At 70.2% G+C, this 11,947-nt stretch carries 9 protein-coding genes; 4 read left to right on the top strand and 5 right to left on the bottom strand.

Annotated features, from left to right (window positions below):
* Nucleotides 1–65: 65 nt before the first annotated feature.
* Nucleotides 66–2,312: a hypothetical protein gene (locus ABT041_RS17420; RefSeq protein WP_351184883.1), complete on the bottom strand. Its 2,247-nt coding sequence runs from the start codon at nucleotides 2,310–2,312 to the stop codon at nucleotides 66–68.
* 62 nt (nucleotides 2,313–2,374) lie between these two features.
* Entirely contained in the window at nucleotides 2,375–4,633 is a 2,259-nt protein-coding gene (locus ABT041_RS17415; protein ID WP_351184880.1) for an FG-GAP repeat domain-containing protein, read from the bottom strand.
* Nucleotides 4,634–4,728: 95 nt separating this feature from the next.
* Between ABT041_RS17415 and ABT041_RS17410 the strand changes: the two genes are divergently transcribed.
* Entirely contained in the window at nucleotides 4,729–5,229 is a 501-nt protein-coding gene (locus ABT041_RS17410; protein ID WP_351184877.1) for a GNAT family N-acetyltransferase, read from the top strand.
* Between the two features lie 53 nt (nucleotides 5,230–5,282).
* On the opposite strand, the gene ABT041_RS17405 is transcribed toward ABT041_RS17410, so the two are convergent.
* Entirely contained in the window at nucleotides 5,283–6,620 is a 1,338-nt protein-coding gene (locus ABT041_RS17405; RefSeq protein ID WP_351184874.1) for an MFS transporter, read from the bottom strand.
* Nucleotides 6,621–6,646: 26 nt separating this feature from the next.
* The gene (locus ABT041_RS17400) at nucleotides 6,647–7,090 is read right to left on the bottom strand and encodes a MarR family winged helix-turn-helix transcriptional regulator (protein ID WP_351184871.1); all 444 of its coding nucleotides are present in this window, start codon (nucleotides 7,088–7,090) and stop codon (nucleotides 6,647–6,649) included.
* Between the two features lie 201 nt (nucleotides 7,091–7,291).
* Here ABT041_RS17400 and ABT041_RS17395 point away from each other — a divergent pair, with 201 nt between their 5' ends.
* Entirely contained in the window at nucleotides 7,292–7,519 is a 228-nt protein-coding gene (locus ABT041_RS17395) for a hypothetical protein (protein WP_351184868.1), read from the top strand.
* Here ABT041_RS17395 and ABT041_RS17390 read toward each other — a convergent pair.
* Nucleotides 7,489–8,907 (bottom strand): NCS2 family permease, encoded by a 1,419-nt coding sequence (locus tag ABT041_RS17390; RefSeq protein ID WP_351185354.1) that lies wholly within the window; start codon nucleotides 8,905–8,907, stop codon nucleotides 7,489–7,491. The two genes, ABT041_RS17395 and ABT041_RS17390, sit on opposite strands and share 31 nt — an antisense overlap.
* Nucleotides 8,908–9,085: 178 nt before the next feature.
* Here ABT041_RS17390 and ABT041_RS17385 point away from each other — a divergent pair, with 178 nt between their 5' ends.
* Both ABT041_RS17385 and ABT041_RS17380 read left to right on the top strand, forming a co-directional pair.
* On the top strand, nucleotides 9,086–9,388 hold the full coding sequence (locus ABT041_RS17385) for a DUF2530 domain-containing protein (RefSeq protein WP_351184865.1): 303 nt from the start codon (nucleotides 9,086–9,088) through the stop codon (nucleotides 9,386–9,388).
* A gap of 133 nt (nucleotides 9,389–9,521) precedes the next feature.
* A complete protein-coding gene (locus tag ABT041_RS17380; RefSeq protein WP_351184863.1) occupies nucleotides 9,522–11,930 on the top strand; it encodes an HAD-IC family P-type ATPase in 2,409 nt (802 codons plus the stop codon).
* Nucleotides 11,931–11,947 lie beyond the last annotated feature (17 nt).

Here is an 11,947-nt window from a genome sequence, read left to right as displayed (position 1 = left end):
GGAGAGTCTGGCAGGCCGACGGGCCCGGGGCCGCCCGCACGCCCCGGGCCCGTCGGCCGGACGGGTCAGAAGACCTGGCTGTACGTCGTCCCGGCCGGAGCGACGCCGACCTGAGTGGCCGAGCGCGCCGCGAACGGGGCCCGCCAGCTGCCCGTACCGGCGTAGAAGTACGCCTTGTTCGTCGCGGTCCGCACGTACAGATCGGGCCGGCCGTCCTTGTTGCCGTCGCCGATGCCGATGATGTCCCGGTACTCGTTCCACCCGGCGCCGATCCGCACGCGGGGCGCGTACGTGCCGTCGCCCTTGCCGAGGTAGAGCCACAGCACCCCGGCCTTGTCGCGGGCGACGAGGTCACCGGCGGGAGCGCCCGCGACGTTCCCCACGGCGACCAGCTCGTTGTAGATCCCCCAGCCGAAGCCGATCTTCCGTCGGGGTGCGTACGGGGCGGACGCGTAACCGGTCCCCTTGTACAGGTAGAGGTCTCCGGCCTTGTCCACGGCGACGAGGTCGGCCCGGCCGTCGCCGGTCAGCTCGCTGCCGCCCGCCAGCAGGTTGTAGACGCCCCAGCCGCCGCCGACCTTCCGGGCGGGCTGCTCGATCCAGCCCGTCTTGTTCCCCAGGTGCAGCCACAGCACACCGCTCGTGTCGCGGCTGACGACATCGGGGGCCGTCGAGCCGGCGAGGTCACCGGCGGACTCGACGCGGTCGTAGGTGTTCCAGTTCAGCCCGGACACCGAGGAGTCCCAGCCGGGCCTGGCCTCGACGAGCCGCCCCGCGGCGTCGTCCCAGCGGGTGTCGAGCCGGTCGAGGTAGCCGCTCGCCGGACGCACGAACAGGTCGGGCGAGCCGTTGTCGGTGTAGTCGTGGACCCTCGGCGTGCGGACCACCTCGGTGGTGCCGGAGGCGGTGACGGACGGCATCCCGTTCCAGGGCCTGGCCGTCACCTTCCACTCGTACGCGCCGTTGCGCGCCTGCTCGTAGCCCCAGCCGGCGTACTCCCTCAGGTCCCCGGACCAGTCGAGACCGAGGGAGCCGTCGGGGAAGACCCCGGTGCCCGTGGTGCCGGGACGGACGGTCTCACGGTAGGTCCGCCCCGTCGCCGTGTGCTTGAACTCGATGTCCAGGTCGGCCTTGGTGGTGGAGAACTTCCAGGCCAGGCGGGTCTTGGCGACCCCGTCGAGGTTCATCGAGGCCGGGACGGCATGGCCCAGGTACTCCAGCGGGGCGGTGCCCCCGTCGGTCTGGCCCGTCGAGGCGATCAGCTCGGCGGCCGGCTTCCCGTCCGCGCCGAGGGCGACCCGGTAGACGCCCTTGCCGTGCTCGGCGGTGGTGCCGAGGACGAGCAGGGTGTCGCCGGGACCCTTCTTGACGCTCGTCGCGTGGGCGAGGAGCGGGAAGCTCGTCCCGTCCGTCAGCGAGCGGGCCGTGAACCCGGACGGGGGCGTGCTTCCGCCGGTCGGGGCGATGTTGTCGGACATGAACCACGCACCCAGCAGACCACCGACGAGTCGTGCGTCGCCGTCGTAGTCGAGCTGCGCCCGCTTGACCGCGTCCGTGCCCCGGACCGCCGAGGCGAGCACGACCCGGCCGTCCGCGCGCTCCGTCCAGGCGACATGGCTCGGCGAGATCACCTCGACGTCGCCCGACGTCGAGGAGTCGTCGGACTGGTACGTCTCGACGGTGTGACCCGTCTTCAGGTCGACGACCGTCTTGCCGCTGAACACGACACCCGGCAGGTAGTCACCCACCCCGACACCACGGGCGAGGCTGCCGTCCGCGTTCGTCACCGCCCGGACGGACACGTCGGCCCCTTCCTTGCTGACGATCTTCCCGAAGACGGGTCCGTCGCCATCCTGCGCCACGACGTCCGTGCCCACCACTCCCTCGACGTGACCACGGGCTTCGCCCCCCAGGCCGACGGTGACGGGCGCGCTGCCGTTCGCCATGTCGTACAGGGTGACCTGGCTGTCCTCGTAGGTGTGCCAGACCTGCTTCACGACCGCCACGTGATCCGAGCCCGAACCGATGGCGTATTCGAGGAAGCCGGTCGGGACGACCTTCGAGGTCCCGTCCGCGTACTTGGTCCAGCGCGACACACCGTCGGGGTCCACGGACAGGAAACCGGTGGCTCCCGCGCCCGTGATCGTGCCGCCCGAGGCCAGGAACGGGACCTGGATCGGAGCGGCGGCCGTCGCAGCCGCGGACACGGGTGCGGCGACGGCGGCCGGCGCGAGGACCGGCGTGGCCGCGGCGACGGCCAGGACGACCGCGACGGACACCGAGAGACGTCGACGGGACAGAGTGGTACGCAAGGCGCATTCCCCCCACTTGAGTATGAATGGAACGAAGAGAACCGAACGATTCGGACGCGGCGCTACGCGAACTTGTTGAAGGGCGTGCCGTACATGCCCTCCCGGTACACCCCGACCGACGTGGACGCACGCGGCTTGAAGGGCGCCCGCCAGTCGCCCGTACCGGCGTAGAAGTACGAGGTGTTGTTCGCGCCGCGCGCGAACAGGTCGGGGCGGCCGTCCTTGTTCGCGTCGCCGATGCCGACGAGGTCGCCGTACACCCCCCAGCCGGCGCCGACCTTGACGCGCGGCGCGTACGAGCCGTCGCCCTTGCCCAGGTAGAGCCAGAGCACGCCGGCCTTGTCGCGGGCGAGCAGGTCACCGGCGGGCGCGCCGGCGACGTTCCCGACGGCGACCAGCTGGTCGTAGATGTTCCAGCCGAAGCCGATCTTCCGGCGGGGTGCGAAGGGCGCGGCGGCGTCCCCCGTCCCCGCGTACAGGAACAGGCCGCCGTCGTACTCCATGGCGACCAGGTCGGCCCGCCCGTCGCCGGTCAGGTCGCTGCCGCCGGCCAGCTCCTCGTACCGGTACCAGCCGCTGCCGATCCGCACCCGGGACTCAAGAGGGAACCTGTTGTTGTCGCCGGTGCCCTGGTAGAGCCAGAGGACGCCCTCCAGGTCGCGGCCGACCGTGTCGGGCGCGCTCGAGCCGGCGACGTCACCGACGGACTCGACGCGGTCGAGGCTGTTCCACCCCCAGCCCGCCTCGCTGGAGTACTCCCAGTCGTAGGCGGGGACGAACCGTCCCGTCGCGTCGTCCCAGCGCGTGTCGATCCGGTAGAGGTAACCGTTCTTGGCGCGGGCGAACAGGTCGGGCGAGCCGTTGTCGGTGTAGTCGTGCGGCTTGGGGCCGCGGGTCACGGTGAAGCTGCCGGTGGCGGTGACGGGAGGCGTCCCGTTCCACGGGGTCGCGGTGACCTCCCACGTGTAGTCGCCGTTGAAGGCGGCGCGCTTGCCCTCGTCGTCGCCGTCCCGGAACTCGCCCGCCCAGGCGAAACCGAGCGCGCCGCCGGGGTAGACCCCGGTGCCGGCGGAGCCGTCGACGGGCGGCCGGACGGTCGTGCGGAAGGACTCCGACGTCTCCTTGTTCTTGAGGACCACGGTGAGGTTTGCCCGGGTCGTGGAGAACTTCCACGTCAGCGGGGTCTTGGCGGCGCCGTCCAGGTTCACCACGGCCGGGACGCCGCTCTCGACGTACGAGAGGGGGGTGAAGCCCTCGTTGGGCTCGCCGGTGGCGGCGATCAGCGTGGCGAAGGGCCTGCCGTCGGCGCCCAGCGCGATCCGGTACACACCGGAGCCGTGGGCGGCGGTGACACCGAGGGCGAGCAGGGTGTTGCCGGGGCCCTTCGTCACGCTCTCGGCGTGATCGAGAAGGGCGAAGGAGGTCCCGTCCGTCAGCGAGCGCGCGGTGAGCGGGTACATCGCGGCGGCGTCACCGGACGGACCGGTGCCACTGGACATGAACCAGCCGCCCAGCAGACCGCCGACGAGGCTGGCCTCGGGGTCGTAGTCGAGCGGAACGCGCGTGACCTCGGCCGTACCGCGCTTCGCCGAGGCGAGCAGGAGCCGGCCGTCCCCCTGCTCCGTCCAGGCGACGTGGCTCGACGAGAAGCGGTTGAGGCCCTTGTACGACCGGGACCCGGGGTACTTCTCGACGACCCGGGCGGTCTTGAGGTCGACGACCTTGTCATCGCTCAGCAGGAGGCCCGGCAGGCTGTCGCCCGCGTAGAGCCTCGTGACGAGGCTGCCGTCGGGCTCCGTCACCCGCCGGACCGTCACCGTGCCCGCGTCCTTGCGGACGAGCTTCGCGTGACCCTCGTCCTCGAGCTCGTTCATCACGATGTCCGAGCCGACCACCCCGGTGACCCAGCCGTCTGGGCTCCTCGGCAGGTCGACGGCGACGGGCGCGGCGCCGCTCGCCATGTCGGTCAGGGTCACCTGCTCGTCGCCGGCGGCGTGCCAGATGTTCTTCACGACGGCGACCTTGTCGGAGGCCGTGCCCTCGACCCGGGTATTGGTGTACGTCGTGATGACCTTCGAGACCCCGTCCGCGTACCGGGTCCAGCGGGACACCCCTTCGGAGTCCCTGGAGAGGAACCCGGTGGTCCCCGCGCCTTCGATCGTGCCGCCGGCGGCCAGGAACGGCACCGGGACCGGCGCGGCGGTGACGGCCGCCGGCAGGGCCACGGCGGCGGGCGCGGCGAAGGCCGCCGGGGTCAGCGACGTGGCGGCGAGGGCGACGACGACGCCCACCGCGACCGAGGACACCCGACGGTGAGACAAATGACCACGCAAGACGTATTCCTCCCCAACCCCAACGGATACGCCCTACTTGACTCCGCCCCTCGCCGAAAGGTTGTACGGCTAATGTCGGCGGGATGAAGATCCGGAAGGGCGGGGCGGAGGACCTCCCCGCGATACTCGCGATACTCGACAGCGCCGTGGTGTGGCTCAACGGCAAGGGGATCACCGCCCAGTGGGGCACGGAGTCGTTCTCCGGGCGGCCGAAGGCGGTGGAGCAGGTCGAGCGGACGATGTCCGAGGGCGACCCGTGGATCGTCGAGATCGACGGCGTACCGGCGGGCACGATGACGCTGACGCCGCACCCCGGCCAGTACGTCGAGCCGGCGGACGAGCCGGAGGTGTACGTCCGCCTCCTGGCGACGGACGCCCGCTTCCACGGTCACGGAGTGGGGGCGGCGCTCCTGCGGCACGCGGAGGCGGAGACCCGCCGCCAGGGGGTGTCGCTGCTCCGGGTGGACTGCTTCGCGGGCAGCGAGGGCCGCCTGATCGAGTACTACGAAGGCCAGGGCTTCACCCGCACCGAACCGTTCCAGGTGGGCGACTGGCCGGGCCAGGTCCTGGAACGGCGCGTCTGAGAACGACGGCGGGAGGGGCCGGGGCCACACAGGCCCCGGCCCCCGCCCGGGGGCTACGCCGCCGTGGCCAGCCGCTCGCGCGCCACGAACCGCACCTGCGGGTGCCCGTGGTTCCAGCCCATCGCGACCTTGAGGCCGCCGACCCGCGCCAGGACCAGGCCCACGACGACCGCCGCGGCCAGCGAGATCACGCCGCCCGTCGCGAAGCCGACGCGCGCGCCGTACGTGTCGGTGACCCAGCCGAGCAGCGGGGCCCCGATCGGCGTACCGCCGGCGAAGACCATCATGTAGAGGCTCATGACCCGCCCCCGCATGGCGGGGTCGGTGGCCATCTGGACGGCCGAGTTCGCGGTGATGTTCACGGTGAGGCCGATCATGCCGATCGGCACGAGCAGCAGCGCGAACACCCAGAAGGCCGGCGACAGGGCCGCCGCGATCTCCAGGACACCGAAGACGGCCGCCGCGATCACCAGCATCCGCAGCCGCGTGGAGCCGCGGCGGGCGGCGGCGAGGGCGCCCACGAGGGAGCCGGCGGCCATGAGGGTGTTGAGCAGGCCGTACGACCCGGCGCCGACGTGGAAGACGTCGCCGGAGAAGGCGGTGAGCCAGATCGGGAAGTTGAACCCGAAGGTCCCGATGAAGCCGACGAGCACGATCGGCCAGATGAGGTCCGGCCGCCCCGCCACGTACCGCAGGCCTTCCCGCAGCTGCCCCTTGCCGCGCGGGACGCGCTCCACCGGGTGGAGCTCGGCCGGCCGCATGAGCAGGAGGCCCACGATGGGCCCGAGGAAGAACAGCCCGTTGAGGAGGAAGGCCCAGCCGCTGCCGACCCCGGCGATGAGGACACCGGCGACGGCGGGTCCGATGAGCCGCGCGGACTGGAAGTTCGCGGAGTTCAGGGAGACGGCGTTGCGGAGCTGCTTGGGGCCGACCATCTCGGAGACGAAGGTCTGCCGCGCGGGGTTGTCGACGACGGTGACCATGCCGAGCAGGAACGCGATCAGGTACACGTGCCAGACCTGGATGGTCCCGGACAGCGTGAGCGCGGCGAGCGCGAGCCCGCACAGGCCGAGGGCCGCCTGGCTGACGAGCAGCAGACGCCGCTTCGGGTAGCGGTCGGCGATGACACCGCCGTAAAGACCGAAGAGCAGCATCGGCAGGAACTGCAGGGCCGTCGTGATGCCGACGGCGGCGGCCGAGCCGGTGAGGCTCAGGACCAGCCAGTCCTGGGTGATCCGCGCCATCCAGGTACCGGTGTTGGAGACGATGGCTCCGGTGAAGAACAGCCGGTAGTTGCGGATGCGGAGCGAGGAGAAGGTTTCCCCCCGCCCCCGGGTCTTGAGGGTGGGTTTATGGACGGGTGCGGAGTCTGCTCCGGGTCCCGTACTCAAAGTGCGTCGCCTCCTTGGCGCCTCGGTTACAGGTGGGCGAGCTTCTCCAGGACCGGGGCGGCCGCGCGCAGCTTCGCCCATTCGTCCTCGTCCAGGCCTTCGGCGAGGGCTGCCAGCCAGGCGTTCCGCTTGCGGCGGGACTCTTCGAGCATGGCTTCGGCCTGCTCGGTCTGGCTGACCACCTTCTGCCGGCGGTCGTCGGGGTGCGGCTCAAGCCGGACCAGTCCCTTGGCTTCGAGCAGCGCGACGATGCGGGTCATCGACGGCGGCTGGACGTGCTCCTTGCGGGCCAGCTCACCGGGGGTGGCGGAGCCGCAGAGCGACAGGGTGCCGAGCACCGACATCTCGGTGGGGCTCAGCGACTCGTCGACGCGCTGGTGCTTGAGGCGTCGGCCCAGTCGCATGACGGAGGAGCGGAGCGCGTTCACGGCCGCGGCGTCGTCGGCGGTGCCGTGGGACAGATCTGGCATGTTCGTTAGCCTAACTCATTACTCTGTCTAAATACCAACGGGAGTGGTCGGACGTCACGCGCATCACACCCACAACTCCCGGGCGAGGTGACAGCACGGCACACGCCAGATCACGCTTCGGCATCCATGTATCACCCAAATGAGTGAGTCGGATCCGGAAAGTGACGCAAAGAGGCCCCGGCTGCCCCGACCCTGAACGGCATGGGATCGACAGTGCTCAGCCTGCGCATCGACGGTGAGCTGCTCGACCGGCTCAGGAGTCACGCCGCGAAAAGAGGAATGAGCGTCCAGGACTATGTGGCCCGGACGCTCATTCGCGAGGATTTCGACGAGCGGTTCAAGACCGCCGTCGACGAGACGGAGAAGTTCTACGGCTCACCGGGAGCCGGCACGGACGATCACGTGAGGCCGAGCGCCGGCATCGCGTAGTAGAAGACGAAGACCGCCGACACCACGTACATGGCCACCGGGACCTCACGGCCCCGGCCGGCCGCGAGACGCAGCACGGTGAAGGCGATGAAGCCGATGCCGATGCCGTTCGTGATCGAGTACGTGAACGGCATCATGACCATGGCCAGGAACGCCGGCACCGCGATGGTGAAGTCGCTCCAGTCGATGTCCTTGACCGACCCGGCCAGGATCAGGAAGCCCACCGCGAGCAGCGCGGGGGTCGCGGCCTGCGACGGCACCATGGTCGCGAGCGGCGTGAAGAACAGCGCCACGGAGAACAGCCCGCCGGTCACGACCGAGGCGAGACCGGTGCGGGCACCCTCGCCGACACCGGCCGTGGACTCCACGAAGCAGGTGGTGGCGGAGGAGGAGGTCGCACCGCCGGAGGCGACGGCGAGGCCGTCGACGAGCAGCACCTTGTTGATGCCGGGGAAGTTGCCGTCCTTGTCGATCAGCTTGGCCTCGTCGCCGACGCCGAGGATCGTGCCCATGGCGTCGAAGAAGCAGGACAGCAGCACGGTGAAGACGAAGAGGGTGCCGGTCAGGAATCCGACCTTGCCGAAGCCGCCGAAGAGGCTGACCTGGCCGACGAGACCGAAGTCGGGCGAGGCGACGGGGTTGCCGGGCCACTCGGGGGTGGTGAGACCCCAGGAGGGGACGGTCGCGACCGCGTTGATCACCATGGCCACGATCGTCATGACGACGATCGAGATGAGGATCGCGCCGGACACCTTGCGGATGATCAGCGCGAGGGTCAGCAGCGTGCCGAGGATGAAGACGAGGACCGGCCAGCCGGTGAGGTGACCGTCGCCGCCGAGCTGGAGCGGGACGGTGGTGTGCGCGGCGTCGGGGATGCGGGAGACGAAGCCCGAGTCGACGAGGCCGATCAGCATGATGAAGAGGCCGATGCCGATGGCGATGCCCTTGCGGAGGCCGACCGGGACGGCGTTCATGACGCGCTCGCGCAGCCCGGTGGCGACGAGCAGCATGACGACGATGCCGGCGAGGACGACCATGCCCATGGCGTCCGGCCAGGACATCTTCGGCGCGAGCTGGAGGGCGACGACCGTGTTGACGCCGAGGCCGGCGGCGAGGGCGATCGGGACGTTGCCGATGACGCCCATGAGGAGGGTCGTGAACGCCGCCGTGAGGACGGTGGCGGTGACGAGCTGACCACTGTCGAGCTGGTGCCCGTACATGTCCTTGGCGCTGCCGAGGATGATCGGGTTCAGCACGATGATGTACGCCATCGCGAAGAAGGTGGCGAATCCGCCACGGATCTCGCGGGCGACGGTCGAGCCGCGCTCGGAGATCTTGAAGAAGCGGTCGAGGCCGGAGACGGGGTTTTCAGGGGTCTCCGGGGGCATGGCCTTGGCGGTGGCCGTCGTACTCATGGGGGGTTCCTCTTCGGAGGTCAGAAGTCCTTTTTGGCGGTTCATACGAGTGGAACCCGCCAGAGGCAAACCGTTTCAGTATGAACACATGAACGAGCAGGAGTCCATCTCCGCGCGTAGACACGAAAATGACCGGCCTAAACTGAGCCCCATGGCGAAGTGGACACCGAAGCACGAGGCACCCGAGCCCCTCGAAGGGCCGGTCGTCGGCACCATCACCGGCGGAACGATCCTCTGGTTCGTCCTCTTCGTCGTCCAGGTCCCGTTCTACGGCTGGTTCGACGACCGGGACCTCACCTGGTGGGTGTGGACGTGCCTGGCGGGCGCGGGCCTCGGCCTGATCGGCATCTGGTACGTACGGAAGCGGGACGCGGCGATCAAGCGACACGCGGCGGCGCAGGCGGCCCGGGCGACGGGGCAGACCCCCGGGTCCCACCCCGGTGCGACCGCCTAGACCCGGGGACGCGTGACACAGGACACGCGGCACGGGGGCGCGTAGCACCGGGGAACGATTCCCCTCCTCCCCCGGTCTGATCTTCGCGCTCCTCGGCAGGTGAACGACCGAATCCGGTCGTACCGTCGAAAACATGACTCAGCGGGCGAAGATCGACACGGACGGCGGCCAGACGGCGACGACCGGGCCGCCGGTCGTCCACCGCCCCGCCGGACTGACCTCCGCCGAGGTCGCCGAACGCGTCGCGCGCGGCGAGGTCAACGACGTACCCGTACGGAGCTCCCGCTCGATCACCGAGATCGTCCGGGCGAACGTCTTCACCCGCTTCAACGCGATCATCGGCGTCCTCTGGGTGATCATGCTCTTCGTCGCGCCGATCCAGGACAGCCTCTTCGGCTTCGTGATCATCGCCAACACCGGCATCGGCATCATCCAGGAGCTCCGCGCCAAGAAGACCCTCGACGGCCTCGCGGTCATCGGCGAGGCGAAACCCACCGTCCGCCGCGACGGAGTGGCGGCCGAGCTGTCCACCTCGGAGATCGTCCTCGGCGACCTGATCGAACTCGGCCCGGGCGACAAGGTCGTCGTCGACGGCGAGGTGGCGGAGGCCGACAGCCTCGAGATCGACGAATCGCTCCTCACCGGCGAGGCGGACCCGGTGGTGAAGAAACCGGGCGACCGCATGATGTCCGGCTCGTTCGTGGTCGCCGGCGGCGGCGCCTTCACCGCCACCAAGGTCGGCCGCGAGGCGTACGCCGCCCAGCTCGCCGAGGAGGCGTCCCGCTTCACCCTGGTCCACTCCGAGCTGCGTACGGGCATCTCCACGATCCTCAAGTACGTGACGTGGATGATGATCCCGACCGCGATCGGGCTCGTCATCAGCCAGCTCGTCGTGAAGGACGACAACTTCAAGGACGCGGTGGCCCGCACCGTCGGCGGCATCGTCCCCATGATCCCCGAGGGCCTCGTCCTCCTCACCTCCGTCGCCTTCGCGATCGGCGTGATCCGCCTCGGCCGCAAGCAGTGCCTCGTACAGGAGCTGCCGGCGATCGAGGGCCTGGCCCGGGTGGACGTGGTCTGCCTGGACAAGACGGGCACGCTCACCGAGGGAGGCATGGACGTCACGGAGCTCCGCGCCCTGAACGGATCGGACGAGTCGTACGTACGAAAGGTCCTCGGCGCCCTCGGGGAGTCCGACCCCCGCCCGAACGCCTCCCTCCAGGCCATCATCGACGCCTACCCGGACACGGTGGAGTGGCGCTGCACCGAATCGCTCCCGTTCTCCTCGGCCCGCAAGTACAGCGGGGCGTCGTTCAGCGAGGGGGACGGGGAGAACTCGACCTGGCTCCTGGGAGCCCCGGACGTCCTCCTGAAGACCGGCGACACGACCCTCACGGAGATCGACCACCTGAACGAGCAGGGGCTGAGGGTCCTCCTCCTGGCCCGTACGACCCGGGAACTCGACTCCCCCGAGGTGGCGGCCGACGCCCACCCCACCGCCCTGGTGGTCCTGGAACAGCGACTGCGCCCGGACGCCTCCGACACCCTCGCCTACTTCGCCGACCAGAACGTCGCCACCAAGGTCATCTCGGGCGACAACGCGGTCTCGGTGGGCGCGGTGGCCGGAAAGCTGAACATGCCGGGCGCGCAGAACACGGTGGACGCCCGCCACCTGCCCGCCGTGCGGGAGGACATGGCGAAGGTCCTGGACGAGAACGCGGTCTTCGGCCGGGTCACCCCGCAGCAGAAGCGGGACATGGTGGCGGCGCTCCAGTCACACGGCCACACGGTCGCCATGACGGGCGACGGCGTCAACGACGTCCTGGCCCTCAAGGACGCGGACATCGGCGTCTCGATGGGCTCGGGCTCGGAGGCGACGAGGGCGGTGGCCCAGATCGTCCTCCTGAACAACAGCTTCGCGACGCTCCCGTCGGTGGTCGCGGAAGGCCGCCGGGTGATCGGCAACATCACCCGGGTGGCCACCCTCTTCCTCACGAAGACGGTCTACTCGGTCCTCCTGGCGATCCTGGTGGTGGTCTCGCAGGTGGAGTACCCCTTCCTCCCCCGCCACCTGACCCTGCTCTCGACCCTCACGATCGGCGTCCCGGCGTTCTTCCTCGCGCTGGCGCCCAACAGGGAACGCGCGAAGCCGAACTTCGTACGGCGGGTCATGCGGTACGCCATCCCCGGGGGCGTCATCGCGGCGGCGGCGACCTTCACGACGTACCTGCTGGCGCGCCACTACTACACGGGCGAGGACGCCCTGGGCGCGGAGACGAGCGCGGCCACGCTGACCCTCTTCCTGGTGTCGATGTGGGTCCTGGCGATCATCGCCCGCCCCTACACCTGGTGGCGCATCGCCCTGGTGGCCGCGATGGCCGCCGCCTTCCTCCTGGTCCTCGCCGTCCCGTGGCTCCAGGACTTCTTCGCCCTGAAGCTCGTGGGAGTGACGATGCCGTGGACGGCGGTGGCGATCGCGGCGGCGGGCGCGGCGCTGCTGGAACTGGCGTGGCGGTGGGTGGACCGGAGGTTCCCGGCGTGAGGGGGACCTTCGATCCG

This window comes from Streptomyces sp. NPDC002825 (assembly GCF_040295385.1).
GTDB lineage: Bacteria > Actinomycetota > Actinomycetes > Streptomycetales > Streptomycetaceae > Streptomyces.
The sequence above is the reverse complement of the archived record's forward strand: the minus strand, read 5'-3'. Positions and strand labels throughout refer to the sequence as shown.

What these genes read in the sequence shown, in the direction of transcription:
- ABT041_RS17410 (WP_351184877.1), top strand. Translation starts at nt 4,729, where the DNA reads ATGAAGATCCGGAAGGGCGGGGCGGAGGACCTCCCCGCGATACTCGCG.
- ABT041_RS17400 (WP_351184871.1), bottom strand. Translation starts at nt 7,090, where the DNA reads ATGCCAGATCTGTCCCACGGCACCGCCGACGACGCCGCGGCCGTGAAC.
- ABT041_RS17395 (WP_351184868.1), top strand. Translation starts at nt 7,292, where the DNA reads ATGGGATCGACAGTGCTCAGCCTGCGCATCGACGGTGAGCTGCTCGAC.
- ABT041_RS17390 (WP_351185354.1), bottom strand. Translation starts at nt 8,907, where the DNA reads ATGCCCCCGGAGACCCCTGAAAACCCCGTCTCCGGCCTCGACCGCTTC.
- ABT041_RS17385 (WP_351184865.1), top strand. Translation starts at nt 9,086, where the DNA reads ATGGCGAAGTGGACACCGAAGCACGAGGCACCCGAGCCCCTCGAAGGG.
- ABT041_RS17380 (WP_351184863.1), top strand. Translation starts at nt 9,522, where the DNA reads ATGACTCAGCGGGCGAAGATCGACACGGACGGCGGCCAGACGGCGACG.